Raw genomic sequence first — 19,587 nt, 5'->3', positions numbered from 1 at the left:
AACCGGCAGCGGAAGTGGGTTCGGGCACGGCGCGGGGATCCTCCACCGGGGGGACGTACACGACACGTCCGCGCGGTGGCAGGGCGAGCCTGTCGCCGACGGAGCGACTGACCAGGCTACCAGCGGTGCACGACCGACCGGTACGTGACGGGCCGGGGTCGTCCGGCCACCGTCCGGCTGCCCCACCGTCCGGCGGAGCGGCCGGACGGCGGAGCGCCGGGCGCGGTCAGCCGCGGACCCGCGGGGCCCGCCCGTAGGGCTGCTCCACCGGCTCCACCCACTCCGGGGTGGGGGTCGGCGCGGTGGCCGGGGCCTCGCCGTCGAGCGCGATCGGGTCGCCGTGGTGGCGCAGCCGCATCGGGGCGCCGTCGGTGAGGCGGTACTCGGTCTCCTCGGGGGTGATCGAGACCCGGATCCGGCGCCCCTGCCACTTCAGGCCGAACGAGATCCGCGACAGCGACGTCGGGAGCACCGGCGCGAACGACAGCCCGTCGGCCTCGCAGCGCATCCCGCCGAAGCCCAGCACGACCGCGGTCCAGGTCCCGGCCATCGACGCGATGTGCATGCCGTGGTCGGTGTTGCCCGCGAGGTCCTGCAGATCGACCAGCGCGGCCTCGGCGAGGTACTGGTGGGCCAGCTCCAGGTGCCCGGTGCGGGCGGCCATCACCGACTGGGTGCACGCCGACAGCGACGAGTCCCGCACCGTGATCGCCTCGTAGTAGGCGAAGTTGCGGCGCTTCTGCTCCTCGGTGAACGCCTCCGGGAAGATCTGCATCGCCAGCACGAGGTCGGCCTGCTTGATGACCTGCTTGCGGTAGAGGTCGAAGTAGGGGTAGTTCAGCAGCAGCGGGTACCGGTCGGCCGGGGTTTCCTCGAAGTTCCACCGCTGGTGGTCGGTGAAGCCCTCGGACTGCGGGTGCACGCCGAGCCGGGAGTCGAACGGGATGAACATGGCGCTCGCGGCGTCGCGCCAGGACGCGATCTCCTCCGAGTCCACCCCGAGCCGCGACGCCGACCGCGGGTGCTTCGCGGCGACCTCCGCGGCGTAGCGCAGGTTCTGCTGGGCCATCAGGTTGGTGTAGACGTTGTTGTCCGCGATCGAGGAGTACTCGTCGGGGCCGGTGACACCGTCGATGCGGAAGTTGCCCGCCGAGTCGTGGCTGCCCAGCGAGCGCCACAGCCGCGCCGTCGCGACCAACAGCTCCAGCCCGACCTCCAGCTCGAACGCGGTGTCGCCGGTGGCGTGCACGTGCCGCTTGACCGCGTCGGCGATGTCGGCGTTGATGTGGAACGCCGCGGTGCCCGCGGGCCAGTAGCCGGAGCACTCGTGGCCGCGGATGGTGCGCCACGGGAACGCCGCGCCCTTGAGGCCGAGGGTCTCGGCGCGCTCGAAGGCCAGCGGCAGGATCGACTTGCGCCAGCGCAGCGCGTCCGCCGCCGCCTCCGGGGCGACGAAGGACAGCACCTGCAGGCAGAACGTCTCGGTGTCCCAGAAGGTGTGGCCGTCGTAGCCGTCGGCGGTCAGCCCCTTGGCCGGGATGCAGCGGCGCTCGGCGCGGGCGCCCGCCTGCAGGATGTGGAAGGTCGCGAGCCGCACGGCCTGCTGCAGTTCGGCGTCGCCGTCGATCTCGACGTCGGCGGTGGCCCAGAAGTCGTCGAGGTAGTCGCGCTGCTCGGCGACCAGGCCGTCCCAGCCGGTGTAGCGGGCGGCGGCGATGGCGGCGCGCACCTGGTCGTAGACCGCCGGCAGGCTGCGCCGCGAGGACCAGCCGTAGGCGAGGTACTTGACCACGCGCAGCGACTGGCCGGGCTGCACCCTGGCGATGACGGTGGTGCGGGCGAGGTCCTCGTTGGCGTCGGTGGACACCTGGATCCCGTCCGGGCCGAAGACCTCGTGCTCCATCGCCGCGCCGCAGCGCAGCCCCGACTTGCGGGTGCGGTGCACCAGGGTGGCCCCGGCGTCGCCGGCGCGGGACTGCTCGGGCTCCAGCACGTTGTCCAGCGCGGTGTCCAGGCGCGGGTCGTCGGCGTCGCGGCCGGGCAGCTGCTCGTTCGCGACGAGCTCGGACTGCAGCACCAGCAGCGCCGCGTCACCGGCGGCGCCGCTGCCCTCGTTGCCGTTGCTCACCAGCTCGACCTCGTAGGAGATCGCGGCGACCGCACGCTGGGTCAGCGACACCATGCGGGTGGAGCGGACCCGGACCCGGCGCCCGGCCGGGGACTCCCACTCGACCTCGCGGTTCAGCGTCCCGGCCTGCATGTCCAGCACCCGCTCGTGCCGGTGCAGGGTGCCGTAGCGCAGGTCGAACGGCTCGTCGTCGACCAGCAGCCGGATCAGCTTGCCGTTGGTCGTGTTGATGATCGTCTGCCCGGACTCGGGGTAGCCGTAGCCACCCTCGGCGTACGGCAGCGGGCGCACCTCGTAGAAGGAGTTCAGGTAGGTGCCGGGCAGGACGTGCGGCTCACCCTCGTCGAGGTTGCCGCGCAGCCCGATGTGGCCGTTGGACAGTGCGAAGACCGACTCGGTCTGGCCCATCGCGTCCAGGTCGAGGCGCGGTTCGCGGACCACCCACGGCTCGACGGTGAAGGTGGGCAGGTGGTCGGGCTTCACGAACGCTCCAGCAGGTCGGCGAGATCGGTGACGACGACGTCCGCGCCGTGCTCACGCAGCGCGGCCGCCTGGTCGAGACGGTCGACGCCGACGACGGCGCCGAAGTCCCCCGCGCGGCCGGCCTGCACGCCGGCCAGCGCGTCCTCGAACACGACCGCGGCGGACCGGTCGACCCCGAGGTCGGCCGCGGCGGCGAGGAAGGTGTCGGGGGCGGGCTTGCCGGGCAGGCCGCGCTCGCGGGCGGTGACCCCGTCGACGCGGTGGTCGATGAAGGTCTCCAGCCCGGTGACCCGCAGGATCTGCTCGGCGTTGGCACTGGAGGACACCACCGCGGTGGTGAGGCCGGCGTCCTTCACCGCCTCCAGGTAGCGACGCGACCCCGGGTAGACGTCGACGCCGTCGGTGCGGATGCGCTCCTGCACGAGGTCGTTCTTGCGGGTCGACAGGCCCCACAGGGTCTCGGCGTCCGGGGGGTCGTCCGGCGTCCCCTCGGGCAGCTCGATCCCGCGCGAGGCGAGGAAGCTGCGGGTCCCCTCGAGACGGGGCTTCCCGTCCACGTACGGACCGTAGTCGGTGGTGACGTCGAACGGGGTGTACCCGTCACCGTCACGGGCACGGAGGTACTCGTCGAACATCTGTTTCCACGCCGCAGCGTGGACGCTCGCGGTGTCGGTGAGTACGCCGTCCAGGTCGAACAGGCACGCGCGTGTGCCCTCGGGCAGCCCCAGCATGGCGCGCACGCTATCCGGATCGATGAAGCTCCGTCGCCCCGGGCGGTGCACGCCACTCCCCCGCCGACGGGTGTCACACCACGGGCACGCCCAGCGGCAGGACCAACAGGACGAACGGGGCGCCGGCGGAGGTGTCCGTCGGAGCCGCCGGATGGACCTCCACCCGGGCCGCCGGGCCGTCGGAGGCGTCCGGGTCCAGCCGCACGTGGACCGCGCCGCCCGCGCTGTGCGGCTCGATCTCCTCCTGCACCCCGCGGCGGACCGCGGCGAGCAGCGACAGCGGCGGCACCGCGGACGACGGGTCGACCCCGGCCCCGGACGGGTCGTCGAGCTCGGTGGTCAGGCGTGCCCCGAACCGGGTCCGTTCGATCTGCAGGTAGGCCCGGACGGCGGCGAGCTCCTCGTCGAGCCGGATCGACGCCTCCCCGGCCCGGTCCGCGGCCCGTGACAGGTCGGCGAAGCCGAGCAGCAGCTCCCGGGCCCGCGGCGGGTCGGTGCGCACCAGCGACGCGATGGTGTTGAGGGTGTTGTAGACGAAGTGCTGCTCCAGCCGGCGCGACAGTGGCCCGTGCCAGGGGCCGTCCGGGGCTGCGGTCGGGACGGCCGTCGGCGCCGCCGGGGCCCCGGGCAGCGGCGGGACCGCGTCGCGCACCCGGATGCGGACGGTCTCGTCGGGGGCCGGGGCGCGGTGGGCGCCCGGCCGCGGCGGACGGGCCTCGTCGGGGGGCGCGTCGCGGGCGGCCGGCTCGGCTGCCGGCGCGGCGGCGGAATCCCGGGTGGTCCGCGCGGCCGGGTCGTGGTCCGGCCCGGCTCGGCCGGGGGCCGGGCCCGGGGTGCGGGTGGCGGGGCGCGCGTCGTCGTCGGCGGCCGCGGGCCGGGTGCCCGCGCCGGCGGCCCGTGGCAGCACCACCGTCTCCGGACCCGGGCCGGTCCCGGCCGGGGACGCCCCCGGCCGGCGCAGCGCGACGGTCGGCCGGGACGCCGACGCCGCCCGGCGGGCCGCCTCGATGGCGGCGCCCAGGTCGTCGTCGTGCTCGGCGGGCGGCACCAGCCCGCGCCAGGACGGCAGGGCGAGCCGCCCGGCGGCCGTCCGGCCCCGGTGCTCGACCGCCGCGACCAGGCCGGGGGCCAGCCAGCGGGCGTCGCCGATGCCCTCGGGCACCCCGAGCGGCGGGGTCCCGGTGGCGGGGACGCCCACGACGGTCCGGGCGTCGACGTCGGCGGCGCCGATCCCGACGCGGCCCACGTAGCGGAGCCCGTCGGGTTCGGGCAGCGCCAGCAGCACCGCGCCGATCCGCTCCCGGCCCCCGCCGGGGCCCCCGGCCGGCACCCAGCCGGCGACGAGCACCTGCCGGTGCCGGCGCAGCGGCACCCGCAGCCAGTTCCGGGTGCGCCGCCCGGGCTGGTAGGGCAGGTCGAGCCGCTTGAGGTGCAGTCCGTCGAGGCCGTAGCGCTCCGCGGTCCGCACCACCAGGTCGGCCTCGTCGAGCCCGAACGAGGGCGGGACCAGGATCTTCGGCCCGGCCAGGCCGAGTGCCTCCAGCTCCGCGCGGCGCCGCCGGTAGGGCAGCTCCAGGGTGCGGCGGCCGTCGCAGAACAGCAGGTCGGTGACGACGTAGCCGATGGGCACCTCGGTCCGCAGGGCCGTGTCCGGGGACACCGTCGCGGTGCGGCGCAGCAGCGGCCCGCGCGACGGACGGCCCGCCTCGTCGAGGGCGACGACGGTGCCGTCGAGCACGAGGCCCCCTGGCGGTGCCTGGTCGCCGAGCACGGCCAGCTCGGGGAAGGACCCGGTCACGCTGCGCGCGGTGGACGACAGCAGCCGGACGCGGCCGGGCCGGGCGTAGGCCACGCAGCGGTGGCCCTCCCAGGCGAACTCGACCGCCCAGCGGTCCGGGTCGACCGCGTCGGTCAGCTCCCCGGCGGCGGGCAGCATCGGCGGGACGAGGTCGGGCATGGGCGCGCCAGGTCCCGCGCCGGCGCCCGACTGCCCGGCGCCGCGCGTCGCACCGCCCCCCACCACGGCATCCACGCTATCCCCCGCACGGGCGAGTGCGGGCGCCACCTCGGCGCTGCGGCGCCCGGTGTCGGGGGTGTCTGCGACGATCGGTCCCATCATGACGCTCACCGACCGGCTGCCGCGCTCCTCCGACCCCGCGAACCCCCCGGACCCCGCCGCGCTGGTGGACACCTTCGCCGAGTGGGCGTTCGACGAGCGCGGCCTGTCGCTGTACCCGGCGCAGGAGGAGGCGCTGCTGGAGCTGGTCACCGGCGCCAACGTGATCCTCTCGACGCCGACGGGCTCGGGGAAGTCGCTGGTCGCGATCGGAGCGCACGCCGCCGCGCTGGCCCGCGGGGAGCGCAGCTTCTACACCGCACCGATCAAGGCGCTGGTCAGCGAGAAGTTCTTCGCGCTGTGCGAGGTCTTCGGCGCGGACAAGGTCGGCATGCTCACCGGCGACGCCGCGGTGAACGAGAAGGCGCCGATCATCTGCTGCACCGCGGAGATCCTGGCCAACCTCGCGCTCCGCGAGGGCCCCGGGACCAACGTCGGCACGGTGATCATGGACGAGTTCCACTTCTACGCCGACCCGTCACGCGGCTGGGCCTGGCAGGTGCCGATCGTCGAGCTGCCGCAGGCGCAGTTCCTGCTGATGAGCGCCACGCTGGGCGAGACGTCGTTCTTCGCCGAGGACCTGACCCGGCGCACCGGCCGGGAGACCGCCGAGATCACCTCGGTGGAGCGGCCGGTGCCGCTGCACTTCCGCTACGTCGTCGAGCCGCTGCACGAGACGATCACCGAGCTGCTCTCGACCCGTGAGGCCCCGGTCTACGTCGTGCACTTCACCCAGCAGGCCGCCGTCGAGCGGGCCCAGGCCCTGATGAGCGTGAACGTCACCTCCAAGGAGGACAAGGCCGCGATCGCCGAGACGATCGGGGCGTTCCGGTTCACCTCCGGCTTCGGCCGCACCCTGTCCCGGCTGGTGCGCCACGGGATCGGCGTGCACCACGCCGGGATGCTCCCCCGCTACCGGCGACTGGTGGAGACCCTGGCCCAGGCCGGGCTGCTCAAGGTCATCTGCGGCACCGACACCCTCGGCGTCGGCATCAACGTGCCCATCCGCACGGTGCTGTTCACCGCGCTGTCCAAGTACGACGGGCGCCGGGTGCGCCCGCTCAAGGCCCGCGAGTTCCACCAGATCGCCGGCCGGGCAGGGCGCGCCGGGTACGACACCGTCGGCACCGTCGTCGCACAGGCCCCCGAGCACGACATCGAGAACGCCAAGGCACTGGCCAAGGCGGGCGACGACCCGAAGAAGCGCCGCAAAGTTCAGCGCAAGCAGCCCCCCGAGGGGTTCGTGGGCTGGTCGCAGACCTCGTTCGAGAAGCTGCAGCAGGCCCGCCCCGAGCCGCTGACCAGCCACTTCGAGGTCACCCACGCGATGCTGCTCAACGTCGTCTCGCGCGGCGGGGACACCTACGCGGCGATGGAGCACCTGCTCACCGACAACCACGAGCCCCGCAAGCGGCAGCTCAAGCACATGCTGCGGGCCATCGCGATCTACCGGGCGCTGCGCACCTCCGGCGTCGTCGAGCAGTACACCGTGGAGGGCGCGGCCCGGCCGCGCGCCCGGGTGGTCGACGAGCTGCAGCTGGACTTCGCGCTCAACCAGCCGCTGTCGCCGTTCGCGCTGGCGGTGTTCGAGCTGCTCGACCGGGAGTCGCCGACCTACGCCCTCGACGTGCTCTCGGTGATCGAGTCGACCCTCGACGACCCCCGCCAGATCCTCGCCGCCCAGCAGAACAAGGCCCGCGGCGAGGCGATCGCGGCGATGAAGGCCGACGGCATCGAGTACGAGGAGCGGATGGCCCGGCTGGAGGAGGTGACCCACCCCAAGCCGCTGGAGGAGATGCTGCACGCCGCGCTGGAGACCTACCGCCGCGGCGCGCCGTGGGTCGCCGACGCCGTCCTGTCGCCGAAGTCGGTGGTCCGGGACATGAGCGAGCGGGCGATGACGTTCACCGAGTACGTCTCGCACTACCAGCTCGCCCGTTCCGAGGGCCTGGTGCTGCGCTACCTGGCCGACGCCTACCGGGCGCTGCGCCAGACCGTGCCCGAGCACGCCCGCACCGAGGAGCTCACCGACCTCGTGGAGTGGCTGGGCGAGCTGGTCCGCCAGACCGACTCCTCGCTGCTCGACGAGTGGGAGAAGCTCGCCGCCGGTGCGGGGGCCGACGGGGAGGTGCTGCCGCCGGGGGCCGAGGTCGCCGTCGCCACACCGACCGGGGTCACCGGCAACACCCGCGCGTTCCGGGTCATGGTGCGCAACGCGCTGTTCCGCCGGGTGGAGCTCGCGGCGATGGGCCGTTACGCCGAGCTGGGCGACCTCGACGCCGACGCCGGCTGGACCGCCGACCGCTGGCGGGACGCGCTGGCCCCCTACTTCGCGATCCACGACCGGATCGGCTTCGGGCCCGACGCACGCGGGCCCGAACTGTTCGACCTCACCGAGGAGGCCGACCGCTGGCTGGTGCGCCAGGTGCTCGACGACCCGGCCGGCGACCGGGACTGGGCGATCGTCGCCGAGGTGGACCTCGCCGCCTCCGACGAGGCTGGCGAGGCGGTCGTGTGGGTGACGGACGTGACCGACGGGTCCTCGGTCTGACCCGACCGGCCGGTTGTCCGGCACCGACGTAACCCGGTCGGCCCCACCGGGCGGGTCGGATCGGTTACGGTGTTCACCGATCATCCCGATCATGAGGGAAGTCCCTCCCACCGGAGCGAACGGGGGCGGTGGATGCAGCAGGCCGACGTCGCCGCTGCACGCGCCGACCACGGACGGGCGCTCGTCCGCGCAGCCCTCCCCGACCCCGCCGACCTCGCCGCCCCGTGGACCGAGGAGCTGGCCCGCCGCTCGGTGCTGCCGGTCACCGAGCTGCGCCCGGTCGTCGACCGGGTGACCGGGCAGCTGCGGGCCGCCGCACTGGCCGAGCGCTACGACCCGGACCTCCCGGCCACCGCCGGCGGGGACCTGGTGCGGGCCCGGATCCACCAGCCGGGCTGCCTGGAGGTCGGGATGGAGCTGCTCGGGGCACACCTCGAACCCGCCGCCGACACCGCCGCCCGGGTCCGCCGGATCGCGGCGGTGCTCGCGTCGTTCGCCCGCGGGTTCACCGAGGCCACCCGCCGCCTGGTCCTCGCCGAGCACGAGCAGGTCACCCGCGCCGCGCTGGAGGCCCGCCGCGTCGCCGAGGAGGCCCGCCGCCGCTCGGACCTGCGGCTGCGGACCGTCGTCGACTCCGCGGCCGTCGGGATCGTGATCTTCGACCCGGGCGGCAGGCTCGTCGAGGTCAACGAGACCGCCGCGGTCATGCTCGGCTACACCCCCGCACAGCTGCTGACGATGCGGGTCACCGACTTCGTGCCCCCGGAGTCCGCGCCGGAGGTGTGGGCGGAGCGGCCGCGGCTGCTCGACGGCTCGCTGGACCGGCTCCGGGTGGTCCGCTCGGTCCGGCGGGCCGACGACAGCGACGTGTGGATCGACGCCGTCGTCACCCTGCTCGGACCGGTCGGCGGTGACGAGCGGCTGTTCGTCGCGGTGGTGACCGACGTGACCGACCAGCTCCGGATGCGGGAGAGCCTGGCCCACCAGGCGTCGCACGACCCGCTGACCGGGCTGCCGAACCGGTCGCTGTTCTTCGAGCGGCTGCGCGCCGCGATCGACGCGGGCTCCTCCGGCGCCCGCCCCGGGGTCTGCTACCTGGACCTCGACGGGTTCAAGGTCGTCAACGACACCCTGGGCCACCAAGCCGGGGACCGGCTGCTGCAGGTGCTGGCCGACCGGCTGCGGGACACGCTGGAGCCCGCGGGTCACCTCGTCGCGCGGATGGGCGGGGACGAGTTCGTCGTGCTGGTGCCGTGCACCGCCGACCGGGCCGAGCTGGAGGAGGTCGCGACCCGCGCTCTGGGGACCGTGCGCAGGCCGGTCCGCGTCGACGGCCGCGACATCGTGATCTCGGCGAGCGTCGGGGTGGTGCGCCACGACGGCGAGCTGGACGCCGACGAGCTGATCGCCGCCGCCGACACCACCCTGTACTCGGCCAAGCGCGCCGGCCGCGGGCGCTACGTGCTCTACGACCGCGACCGGCACCGCGACGACGTCGCCCGCCTCGAGCTGTCCTCGCAGATGCCCGAGGCACTGCGCCGCGACGACTTCGTGGTCGTCTACCAGCCGCTGGTCCGCCTCGCCGACGAGCAGACGATCGGGGTGGAGGCGCTGGTGCGCTGGCAGCGGCCCGACGGACAGCTGCTGGGCCCGGACCGGTTCATCCCGCTCGCCGAGGAGCCCGGGCTGGTCGTGCCGCTGGGCCGTCGTGTCCTCGACGAGGCCTGCCGGCAGGGCCGGATCTGGTCCGACGCGTACCCGGGCAGGCCGCTGACCATCAGCGTGAACGTCGCCGCCCGGCAGGTGACCGAGTCCGACCTGGTCGCCGACGTCGCGGCAACCCTGGAGCGCCACGACTGGCCACCCGAGCTGCTGCAGGTCGAGCAGACCGAGTCCGATCTGATGGGGTCGCCCGGCCGGCCGCTCGCGACGCTGCGCGAGCTCGACCGGCTCGGGGTGAAGATCGCCATCGACGACTTCGGGACCGGCTACTCGAACCTCGCCTACCTGCGGCACCTGCCGGTGCACCGGCTCAAGCTGGCCGGGCACTTCCTCGCCGGGACCGCCGAGCGCGACGACGTCATCCTGCGCACGCTGATCTCGCTGGCCTCGGCGCTGGACCTTGAGGTCACCGCCGAGGCGGTGGAGACCCGGGAGCAGGCGGCGCGGCTGCGCGAGTACGGCTGCGCCAACGCCCAGGGCTGGTACTACGCACCGGCGGTCGCCGCCGAACGGGTCCCGGACCTGATCCGGGACCCGTTCCTGCGCGAGCTCTGAACAGCCCGTCAGGCGGCGTTGCGCTCGTCGCGCCAGGCGATCCAGTCCTTCAGCCGGGCCAGGTCGTAGCCGCCCTGGCCGTCCTCGCCGACGGTGAACAGCCGCGCGCCGGCGTCGTACAGGGCGGCTGCGGAGTCCTCCGGGGAGCCCTCGACGCCCACCGAGCGCTCGATCTCGGCCGGGTCGCGGCCGATGTCGCGGCAGTGTCCGTCGAGCACGGCGGACTTGCGGACGAGGGTGTCGACGTCGCCGAAGCCGTGCCAGATGCCGGCGTGCTCGGCGGTGTAGCGCAGTGTCTTCTTCTCGCCGCCGCCTCCGATGAGGATCGGGATGTCGCGGGTGGGGGCCGGGTTGAGCTTCGACCACCGGTCGCGGATCCGGGGCAGGGCGGCGGCCAGGTCGTTCAGCCGGCCGCCCGCCGTGCCGAACTCGTAGCCGTACTCGTCGTAGTCGCGCTGGAACCAGCCGGACCCGATGCCCAGGATGAGCCGGCCGCCGGAGATGTGGTCGACGGTGCGGGCCATGTCGGCGAGCAGCTCGGGGTTGCGGTAGCTGTTGCAGGTCACCAGGGCGCCGATCTCCACCCGGGAGGTCGCCTCGGCCCAGGCGCCGAGCATCGTCCAGCACTCGAAGTGCTTGCCGTCGGGTTCGCCGTAGAGCGGGAAGAAGTGGTCCCAGTTGAAGACGATGTCGACGCCGGCCTCCTCCGCGGCGGCGACGGTGCGGCGGATGTCGGCGTAGTCGGCGTGCTGGGGCTGCAGCTGCAGCCCGATGCGGACGGGACGCGGATCGGTCATGTCCCCATCCTGGCCCCGGCGGGCGGTCCTCGCAGGGCGCCCGCGGGCCGGGGGCAGCGCTGTCGTGCCCGTGGGGGCCTACAGCCTGCGCAGCCCCGCCAGGACCCGGTCCATCAGCGCGACGCTCGGCCCGTCCTCCGCCGAGGACACGCCGTGCACCACCAGTCGCCCCTCGGAGGCGAGGTCGTCGATGAGCACGCGGGCGACACCCAGTGGCACCGCGGCCAGCGCCGCGACCTCCGACACCGACCGGGGCCGGGCGCAGAGCCGCAGCACCGTGGCGCGCTCGACCGACTCGGCCCGCGGGGCGGGGCCGGGGGCGGGCCGCACCGAGACCAGCGTCTCCAGCCGCAGCTCGGCGCGGACCCGGGTACGGCCACCGGTCATGACGTAGGGCCGGACCGGGGCGAACGCCGGGACCTGCGGCGACGCGCCGGCCGCACCGCCGGCCGCGCCGCTGTCCGAGCCGCCGTCCGTGCCGGCGGCAGCACCCGACGGGTGGCCCGGACCCGCGGTGGCGGGGCCGTCCGGCCGGCCCGCGACCATCGGCAGCGGGGCGGTGTCGGCGAGGCCGGCACCGTCGGGGATCTCCGCGGCGGTACCGCCGGGTGCGCCGGCCGCGGCGCCGTCCCGGGCGCCGCGTGCTCCGTCAGCGGGTGTCGCCGTCGCACCGACGTCGGCCCCGGCCCGGGCAGCGGCCCGCCGGGCCGCGCGTTCGCGGCGGCTCAGCCGGGTCCGCTTCGCCGAGTGCCCGCCGAACCGGGCCCCGGTCACCCCGACCAGGCTCTCCGGCTCGGGCTCCTCCCCGACGACGGTCGGCGCCGAATCCGACCCCGAATCCGGCTCCGGTGTCGACTCGGGTGTCGGCTCGGGTGGTCTGCCGTGCGGGTACTCCGGGCCGGGGGCGTGCCGGGACGGGGGCGTCCCGAACCGGGCCCCGGTGCGTCCGATCTCCGACCGTGCCATCCACCCTCCGCGCGTCGCGACCCCGACGGCCCGGGGGCGCCGCGGTCGTCCGTTTCGCCCCACGCTGCGCTCGTCGTCACGATGCGCGACCGGGAGCCACAGGGTGGCGCGGGACGGCTACCGCACCGTATCGCCCATGTCACGTCCGTGTGACGCGACCCCGTCCGTGCAGGTCACGCGTGCGGCGGTTCACCCGATCCGGTGAGCGGCGCGGACGCGTGCCGACCACCGCCGGCACGCCTGCCCGGTGTACCCGACATCCCCGAGGGGTGCGCAGGCAGCATTGTTCTAGTACATTGCGAACAAGTTCAGTTCGTTCGAGGACGGAGGACGTCATGACCACATCCACCACACCCGCCGGCCGTACGAGCCGGCGCCGGCTGCTGGCCGCCGCCCCCGCGGTGGCACTGACCCTGGCCGGGCTCGCCGCCCTGGTGGCGACCCGGCCGGACGGCCGGTTCGCCGTCCCGGTGGTCGTCATCGGGCTGCTCGCGCTCGGGCTGCCGCTGCTGCGGCTGCGTTCCGGGCGGCCCGATGTCGAGCGCCGCGCCGTCGGCACGTCCTGGGCGTTCGCCGTCATCGTGTGGTGGGTGCCGGCCTCCCGGCTGGCCCCGCAGGTCCCCGGTTGGGCCTGGACCGTCGCCGTGCTCGCCGGGGCCGTGGTCGCCTACGGACTGGGGCACGTGCTCGCCGGTCCGGACGCCCCGCACCCGTCGGCGACCGGGGGCGCCCCGGCCGGCGCGGTGCGCACCCCGCTCGCGCCCGGTGAGCGCTACCTGTGGGCGCGCTCCGTGCTCTCCCGTCCGACCCTGGTCCTCGCGGGCGTGCCGTTCCTGGCCGGGGTGGCGCTGCTGCTCGCGGGCGGGGCCGCCCCGCTCGTCGTCGTGCTGATCGCCGCGGCCGTCGTCACGACCGCACTGACCGCCGTCGCCCGGGTCCGGGTCGACGACGGCGGGGTGCACGTCCGCCAGGCCCTGCTCGGCCGCCCGCTGGCCGAGGCACCGCTGGCCGAGGTCCGCGGCGCGCGGTCGGAGCAGCTCGACCCGGAGCACTTCCGCTGGAACGAGTACGGCGTCCTGCGCCGGACGCCGTCGGTGCTCGGCTACCGCGCCCGACGGGCCGGGGAGGCGCTGGTGCTCGACCTCACCGACGACCGCAGGTTCGTCGTCACCGTGCCCGACGCCGCCACCGCGGCCGGGCTGGTCAACGCCGAGCTGGACCGGCGCGCCGGGCAGGGCGCGGCCGGCGCCGCACCGTCGTGCTGATCCGGGTCGACCCGTCGTCGCCGGTGCCGCTCGGGGACCAGGTCGCGGCCTCGGTCCGCCGGGCGGTCGCCGACGGGCGGGCCGCCGCCGGGGACCGGCTGCCACCCGCCCGTGAGGTCGCGGGCGCGCTCGGGATCAACCTGCACACCGTGCTGCGCGGCTACCAGCAGCTGCGCGACGAGGGACTGGTCGACCTGCGCCGCGGCCGCGGGGCCGTGCTCACCGAGCGGGCCACCGGCGGGCGCGCCGAGCTGGAGCGCAAGGCCACCGAGCTCGCCGAGCTCGTCCGGCGCCTCGGGCTCGACGAGTCCGACGCCCTCGGCGCGGTGCGGGCCGCCTTCCGCTGACGCCCCCGGCGTCGCCGTCAGCCGAGCGGGCTGCGCGGGAGCAGCCGGTCGGAGATGATCTTGCGTTGGATCTCGCTCGTGCCCTCGAAGATCGTGGTCAGCCGGGCGTCACGCCAGTGCCGTTCCACCTGGTGCTCGGTGGTGTAGCCGTTGCCGCCGTGCAGCTGGACGCCGTCCGCGGTGACCTCGGCGGCCATCTCGGTGGCCAGCAACTTGACCATCGCCGCCTCCCGCTCGCAGGGCTCGCCGAGGTCGAGCCGGTGCGCCACGTTCTGATAGAAGGCGCGGGCCTGCTCGACCCGGGCGGCCATCGTGGCGAGGGTGAACCGGACGGCCTGGAAGTCGCCGATCGGGTGCTCGAACTGGTGGCGGCGCTGCAGGTAGCGCACGCAGTCCTCGACGGCGGCCCTGGCCAGCCCGACCGCGCGCGCCGCGGTGTGCACCCTGGCGATGTTGAGCCAGGCCTGGGCGTCGGCGAAGCCCTCGCCGCCGGCGCCGAGCTGGTTGCCGACCGGCACCCGCACACCGTCGAACTCCAGGTCCCAGGTGACGAAGCCGTGGTAGCCGATCTTGTCGATGGGCCGGCCGGTGATCCCGGCGGGGAAGGTGTCGCGCTCCTTCTCCACGACGACGGTCGCGAGGCCCGCGGAGCGCTTCTCCCCCGGCGCCGGGTCGTCGGTGCGCACCAGCACCTGGATGAAGTCGGCGGCCTTGGCGTTGCCGGTCCAGCGCTTGTGCCCGGTGATCACGAACTCGTCGCCGTCGCGGACCGCGCGGGTCTCCACCGCGGCCAGGTCGGACCCGGCGTCGGGCTCGGACAGCGCGATCGCGCCGATCCACTGTCCGCGGGCCGACCGGCGCAGCAGCTCCGCGCGGCGCCGCGGGTCGGCGACGGCGGTCCCGGCGCCCTGCGCGCGGGCGATGATCGACCCGACGCTCATCCAGGCCCTGGCCAGCTCCTCGGCCACCATGCAGTACTCGAACGCACCGAGGCCGAGACCGCCGTGCTCGCGGTCGACGGTGATGCCGAAGTAGCCCAGCTCGCCCATCTCGTCGAGCAGGTCGCGGGGGATCTCGCCCTTGCGCGGGTCCAGCTCGTCGGCGACGGGCAGCACCCGGCTCGCGGCGAACTCGCGGGCCTGCTTCTGCAGCGCCTCGCGCTCGGGGGTGTGGTACGGCGCGGGGAGCACCGGGACCGGCGGCTCGAGAAGATCGTCAACGGCCATCCGCGCAGTATCACCCGCGCCGTCGCCCGGCGCCGGGCGGCGCTACCCCCTTCGGACCTGCACCCATCGTCAGGTGCGCACCCGGCCACGAGCTGGGAGGGTCGGGACCGGCGACGTGGCCGGCCCCGATGGGGCGCAGGGGATCCCTCGGTCCACGGAGCCACCGTGCGGTCGTGATCGCGGCCCGCACCCCCGCGCAACGAGGAGCACGTCATGCCCGACAACCGCGTCGTCGTGTACAAGGGGCCCGGCCAGGTCGCCGTCGAGTCGATCGACTACCCGAAGCTGGAGCTGCCGTCCGACGTCGTCGACGGCCTCGGCATCGCGCGCAAGGCCCCGCACGCGGCGATCCTGAAGATCGTCACCACCAACATCTGCGGCTCCGACCAGCACATGGTCCGCGGCCGCACGACCGCACCGGTCGGGCAGTCCCTCGGCCACGAGATCACCGGCGAGATCGTCGAGGTCGGCGACGACGTGCTGTTCGCGAAGGTCGGCGACATCTGTTCGGTGCCGTTCAACATCGCCTGCGGGCGGTGCCGGATGTGCAACGAGGGCAAGACCGGTGTCTGCCTGAACGTCAACCCGGCCCGTCCCGGCGCCGCCTACGGCTACGTCGACATGGGCGGCTGGATCGGCGGCCAGGCCGAGTACGTGATGGTGCCCTTCGCCGACTTCAACCTGCTGCGCTTCCCCGACCGCGACCAGGCGCTGGAGAAGATCCTGGACCTGACGATGCTCTCGGACATCTTCCCGACCGGCTACCACGGCGCGGTGACCGCGGGAGTGACCACCGGGTCGACGGTCTACGTGGCCGGCGCCGGGCCGGTCGGGCTGGCCGCGGCGCACGCCGCACAGCTGCTGGGGGCGGCCGCGGTCGTCGTCGGGGACATGATCCCCGAGCGGCTCGCCCAGGCCCGCAGCTTCGGCTGCGAGACCGTCGACCTGTCCGCCGACGGCACCCTGGCCGAGCAGCTCGAGCAGCTGCTCGGCGAGCCCGAGGTCGACGCCGCCGTCGACGCCGTCGGCTTCGAGGCCCGCGGACACGGCCGCGACGCCGGGGAGGCGCCCGCGACCGTGCTGAACTCGGTGATGGAGGTGACCCGGGTCGGCGGCGCGCTCGGCATCCCGGGGCTCTACGTCACCGGCGACCCCGGTGCCGCCGACGACAAGGCCAAGGAGGGCACCCTGGGCGTGCGGATCGGGCTGGGCTGGGCGAAGTCGCACAGCCTCACCACCGGTCAGTGCCCGGTGAAGAAGTACAACCGGCAGCTGATGCAGGCGATCCTGTCCGACCGGGCGCAGATCGCGAAGGCGGTCAACGCGACCACGATCTCGCTGGACGACGCCCCGCGCGGCTACCAGGAGTTCGACGGCGGCGTGGCTCGCAAGTTCGTGATCGACCCGCACGGCAGCGTCGCGGCGTGAGATCGGCCGGGTCCGGTGCCGCCGAGGCGGTGCCGGGCCCGGCTCAGCCGTCCTGCCCGGCCCCGGCCGCGCGCCGGTAGAGCTCCGCGGCGGCGCGGGAGAAGCCGTCGGGCAGCCCGACGGCGGCGAACGCGTCGGCCGCCTCGTCCATCTCCCCCGCCCAGCGCCACGCCCTGCCCGCCATGCGCTCGCGGGCGTGGGCCAGCGCGGCGGCGTGGTCGACCCCGGCCCGGTCCAGCTCGGCGTGCAGGGCGTGGGTGACGCCGAACGCCGCCGCGGCCTCCTCCAGCGCCACCCACAGCATCGGTGCGGCCTTGCTCTGCAGCGCGAAGCAGGCCTTGAGCCCGCTCGCGGTGCCCAGGTCGGTCCCGGCGGTCCCGAGCACCCGGGCGTCGAACGGGCCGGGCTCGAACAGGGTGGCGGCGGCGTCGGCCCCCGGCCCGGACAGCCACAGCGTCGTGGTGCCCGCCGTCCACGCCGGCGGTCCGATGACGGCGCCGTCGCAGACGGTCGCCCGGTCGCCGCGGTCGCGGCGTGCCGCTACCCGCCGGACGGGGTGCGTAGCTTCGGCCCGGTCCGCCCGTCGTGGCAGGGCCGCGACGTGTTCGCCCCGCCCCGCACGGTGGTGATGGTGGAGACGGTCGCGGCGGTGGCGAACCTGGCCGACATCGTGGCCGTCGACGGGGTGGCGGCGGTGTTCGTCGGGCCGTCGGACCTGGCGCTGGCGCACGGGCTCCCGGTCGCCGCCCAGGACGACGGCGGCCCGGGGTCCGACCGCCACGCCGAGCTGGTCTCCGGGATCACCGCGGTGTGTGCGCGGGCCGGGGTGCCGGTGGGCATCTACTGCGACTCCCCCGCGCACGTGCGGCGCTTCCGGGCGCTGGGGTGCACGTTCACGATGCTCGCCGCGGAGCAGGCGATCCTGCGGGCGGCGCTGGCGGAGAAGCTGGCCGACGCCCGGTCCTGAGCGGTCAGCCCGCAGACCCGTCCCGCACCACGCGACGGTCGTCCGGGGTGGTGCGGGCGGGCTCCCTGGCGTCGATCATCGCGAGCCCGGTGAGGCGTCCGGCCACCCCGCGGTGGCCGGTGCTGCGCCAGAGCCCGACCAGGCCGACGAGCCCCCACACCAGCCCGAGGAGGCCGAGCCCCCCGGACGGACCCGACAGCAGCAGGAACCCGCCGGTGCCGAGCAGTGCCCGGGCAAGGCGGAGTCCGCGGCCGGGGACCCTGCCGTCGGGCAGCGCCGGGCGCAGCCGCACCGCACGCTGGCCGACCGTCCCGCCCCGGCCGAACAGCGGCACGACCAGGAACGCCAGCAACGGCACCCAGAAGCCGACGACGGCGTTGGCGGTGTCGTACCAGTCCGGGAACGGCGCCCGCAGCCCGGCGACGACGGTGACCCCACCGAGCAGCAACGCCCCGAACAGCGCCCCGGTCGCCCACACCGCCATCAGGTCGCACACGGCGCCGAGCAGGCGGCGCCCGCCGGTGACCGGCGCCGGGAGGTCCGGGTCGCCCGTCTCGTCCCACGAGCGGGGCCGCAGCAGCATCGCGGCGAGCCCGCCGAGCAGGGCGCCCGCGGTGTTGGCGATGAGGTCGTCGACGTCGGCGAGCCGGTAGGCGCACGGGAACAGGAACCAGTTGCCGGTGTACTGGGTGGCCTCGACGAGCAGCGAGACCGCGAACCCGGCGGCGACGGTGACCGGCAGCGAGCGGCGGAACACCCCGCGCAGCAGCCAGCCCAGCGGCGCGAACAGCACCACGTTGAGCACGACCTGCTGGACGGCGGCGTTCGCGAGCCAGGCCCGCGCGCCGGTCGCGTCCTGGCGGGTGGCGATCCGGGCGATGTCGCCGACGAAGGCGAACGGCCGGGTCTGCAGCGAGTCCGCCGCGGTGCGCCCGGCGCAGAACGCCGCATCGACCTGGGGCAGCGGGAGCAGGGTGTAGCCGAGGATCGCCAGGCCGTACACCGGGACGGCGACGAGCACGGCCAGCTCCCCGGGCCCGAACCGGCCGCGGCGACGGTAGGTCACCGCGACGACGGGGACGAGCACGGCCAGCACCAGCGCCGACCCGAGCCCGATCGCCAGCATCCCGGGGATGATCCGCTCGTTCACGGTCGCCGACGCTAGTGACCCGCCCCGGTGCGGGCAGGGACCGAAACGGGTGGTTCAGCCCAGGACGTCGAGGATCTGCTGGGCGGCGAGGGTGGGGGTGAGCCCGCCCTCGCGGACCTCGGCGGTGAGCTTCGGGAGCCGCTCGGCCGTCGCCGGGTCGTGCAGCACCCGGTCCATCAGCCGGTCGCGCACCATCTGCCACATCCACTCGACCTGCTGGTCGGCGCGCCGGGTCGCGAGCTCACCGGCGGACTCGAGGGCCTCGCGGTGCGCGGTGACCTTCTCCCACACCGCGTCCAGACCCTTGCCGGTCTGCGCCGAGCAGGACAGCACCGGGGTGCGCCAGTGCGCCGAGGTGGGGGTCATCATGTGCAGCGCGCCGGCGAGCTCACGGGCCGCGGCGCGGGCGTCGCGCTCGTGCGGGCCGTCGGCCTTGTTCACCGCGACGACGTCGGCGAGCTCCAGGATGCCCTTCTTGATCCCCTGCAGCGCGTCGCCGGTGCGGGCGATGGTGAGGAACAGGAAGGTGTCGACCATCCCGGCGACGGCGGTCTCGGACTGGCCGACCCCGACGGTCTCGACGAGCACGACGTCGAACCCGGCGGCCTCCATGACCACCATCGTCTCCCGGGTGCGGCGGGCGACCCCGCCGAGCGTGCCGGCCGAGGGCGAGGGCCGCACGAACGCGTCCGGGTCGACGGCCAGGCGCGGCATCCGGGTCTTGTCCCCCAGGATGGAGCCGCGGGTCCGGGTGGACGACGGGTCGACGGCGAGCACCGCCACCCGGTGGCCCTGCGCGGTGAGCTTGGACCCCATCGCCTCGATGAACGTCGACTTCCCGACACCGGGCACCCCGGAGATGCCGACCCGCACCGCGTGCCCGGCCTTCGGGGTGAGCTCCAGGAGCAGTTCCTGGGCGGCCCGCTGGTGGTCGGGCCTGCTGGACTCGACCAGGGTGATCGCCCGGGCGAGCAGGGTGCGGTCGCCGGCCAGGACCCCGCGGGCGAGCTCCGCGGGGTCGGGGACGCGAGGGGCCATCGGCGGGACTCTCCTTGCGGGTCGGCACCGCGCCCGGTGCGCGGGTGGGCACACCGGGCGCGAGGACGGCGGCACGGTGACAGCGGCACGGTGACAGCGGCACGGTGACGGAGGCAC

The 19,587-nt window shown here is 75.0% G+C and carries 15 protein-coding genes; 6 read left to right on the top strand and 9 right to left on the bottom strand.

Features of this window, described 5'->3' with window-relative positions; translation table 11 throughout:
• Positions 1–226 precede the first annotated feature (226 nt).
• The 3 genes from KPL59_RS26820 to KPL59_RS26810 form a co-directional block, all read right to left on the bottom strand.
• Positions 227–2,611 (bottom strand): glycoside hydrolase family 65 protein, encoded by a 2,385-nt coding sequence (locus tag KPL59_RS26820; RefSeq protein WP_226362417.1) that lies wholly within the window; start codon positions 2,609–2,611, stop codon positions 227–229.
• Positions 2,608–3,342 carry a beta-phosphoglucomutase family hydrolase gene (locus KPL59_RS26815; protein ID WP_043277242.1) on the bottom strand — a complete coding sequence of 245 codons (735 nt, stop codon included), beginning with the start codon at positions 3,340–3,342 and terminating at the stop codon, positions 2,608–2,610. Before KPL59_RS26815 ends, KPL59_RS26820 begins: the two co-directional genes overlap by 4 nt.
• 73 nt (positions 3,343–3,415) lie before the next feature.
• Positions 3,416–5,299 carry a histidine kinase gene (locus KPL59_RS26810; protein WP_226362416.1) on the bottom strand — a complete coding sequence of 628 codons (1,884 nt, stop codon included), beginning with the start codon at positions 5,297–5,299 and terminating at the stop codon, positions 3,416–3,418.
• A 160-nt stretch (positions 5,300–5,459) separates the two neighbouring features.
• Between KPL59_RS26810 and KPL59_RS26805 the strand changes: the two genes are divergently transcribed.
• Complete coding sequence (locus KPL59_RS26805) at positions 5,460–8,009, top strand: RNA helicase (RefSeq protein ID WP_226362415.1); 2,550 nt, start codon at positions 5,460–5,462, stop codon at positions 8,007–8,009.
• A 132-nt stretch (positions 8,010–8,141) separates the two neighbouring features.
• Entirely contained in the window at positions 8,142–10,286 is a 2,145-nt protein-coding gene (locus tag KPL59_RS26800; RefSeq protein WP_226362414.1) for a bifunctional diguanylate cyclase/phosphodiesterase, read from the top strand.
• An 8-nt stretch (positions 10,287–10,294) separates the two neighbouring features.
• Here the strand turns inward: KPL59_RS26800 and KPL59_RS26795 are convergent, their stop codons facing one another.
• Positions 10,295–11,083, bottom strand: coding sequence for an LLM class F420-dependent oxidoreductase (locus KPL59_RS26795; RefSeq protein ID WP_020622114.1), 789 nt, complete (start codon positions 11,081–11,083; stop codon positions 10,295–10,297).
• A gap of 78 nt (positions 11,084–11,161) precedes the next feature.
• Complete coding sequence (locus KPL59_RS26790; RefSeq protein ID WP_226362413.1) at positions 11,162–12,049, bottom strand: DUF742 domain-containing protein; 888 nt, start codon at positions 12,047–12,049, stop codon at positions 11,162–11,164.
• A 335-nt stretch (positions 12,050–12,384) separates the two neighbouring features.
• Here KPL59_RS26790 and KPL59_RS26785 point away from each other — a divergent pair, with 335 nt between their 5' ends.
• Together KPL59_RS26785 and KPL59_RS26780 are read left to right on the top strand one after the other, a co-directional pair.
• Positions 12,385–13,314 (top strand): hypothetical protein, encoded by a 930-nt coding sequence (locus KPL59_RS26785; protein WP_226362412.1) that lies wholly within the window; start codon positions 12,385–12,387, stop codon positions 13,312–13,314.
• Positions 13,308–13,661 carry a GntR family transcriptional regulator gene (locus KPL59_RS26780; protein WP_226352536.1) on the top strand — a complete coding sequence of 118 codons (354 nt, stop codon included), beginning with the start codon at positions 13,308–13,310 and terminating at the stop codon, positions 13,659–13,661. Before KPL59_RS26785 ends, KPL59_RS26780 begins: the two co-directional genes overlap by 7 nt.
• Before the next feature lie 17 nt (positions 13,662–13,678).
• Here KPL59_RS26780 and KPL59_RS26775 read toward each other — a convergent pair whose 3' ends face one another.
• Positions 13,679–14,887, bottom strand: a complete 1,209-nt coding sequence (locus KPL59_RS26775) for an acyl-CoA dehydrogenase family protein (protein ID WP_075333413.1) — start codon at positions 14,885–14,887, stop codon at positions 13,679–13,681.
• Positions 14,888–15,100: 213 nt separating this feature from the next.
• Between KPL59_RS26775 and fdhA the strand changes: the two genes are divergently transcribed.
• On the top strand, positions 15,101–16,315 hold the full coding sequence (fdhA, locus tag KPL59_RS26770) for a formaldehyde dehydrogenase, glutathione-independent (protein WP_149665220.1): 1,215 nt from the start codon (positions 15,101–15,103) through the stop codon (positions 16,313–16,315).
• Between the two features lie 43 nt (positions 16,316–16,358).
• Here the strand turns inward: fdhA and KPL59_RS26765 are convergent, their stop codons facing one another.
• Complete coding sequence (locus KPL59_RS26765) at positions 16,359–16,700, bottom strand: DUF1932 domain-containing protein (RefSeq protein WP_226362411.1); 342 nt, start codon at positions 16,698–16,700, stop codon at positions 16,359–16,361.
• Positions 16,701–16,871: 171 nt separating this feature from the next.
• Between KPL59_RS26765 and KPL59_RS37165 the strand changes: the two genes are divergently transcribed.
• Positions 16,872–17,282, top strand: a complete 411-nt coding sequence (locus tag KPL59_RS37165; RefSeq protein WP_308187959.1) for an aldolase/citrate lyase family protein — start codon at positions 16,872–16,874, stop codon at positions 17,280–17,282.
• A gap of 4 nt (positions 17,283–17,286) precedes the next feature.
• Here KPL59_RS37165 and KPL59_RS26755 read toward each other — a convergent pair whose 3' ends face one another.
• Positions 17,287–18,432 carry a VanZ family protein gene (locus KPL59_RS26755; RefSeq protein WP_226352532.1) on the bottom strand — a complete coding sequence of 382 codons (1,146 nt, stop codon included), beginning with the start codon at positions 18,430–18,432 and terminating at the stop codon, positions 17,287–17,289.
• Positions 18,433–18,486: 54 nt separating this feature from the next.
• On the bottom strand, positions 18,487–19,470 hold the full coding sequence (gene meaB / locus KPL59_RS26750; RefSeq protein WP_075306448.1) for a methylmalonyl Co-A mutase-associated GTPase MeaB: 984 nt from the start codon (positions 19,468–19,470) through the stop codon (positions 18,487–18,489).
• Positions 19,471–19,587 lie beyond the last annotated feature (117 nt).

It is taken from the genome of Pseudonocardia sp. ICBG1142, assembly GCF_020496255.1.
Taxonomy (GTDB): domain Bacteria; phylum Actinomycetota; class Actinomycetes; order Mycobacteriales; family Pseudonocardiaceae; genus Pseudonocardia.
This window is presented reverse-complemented; position numbering and strand designations above follow the sequence as displayed.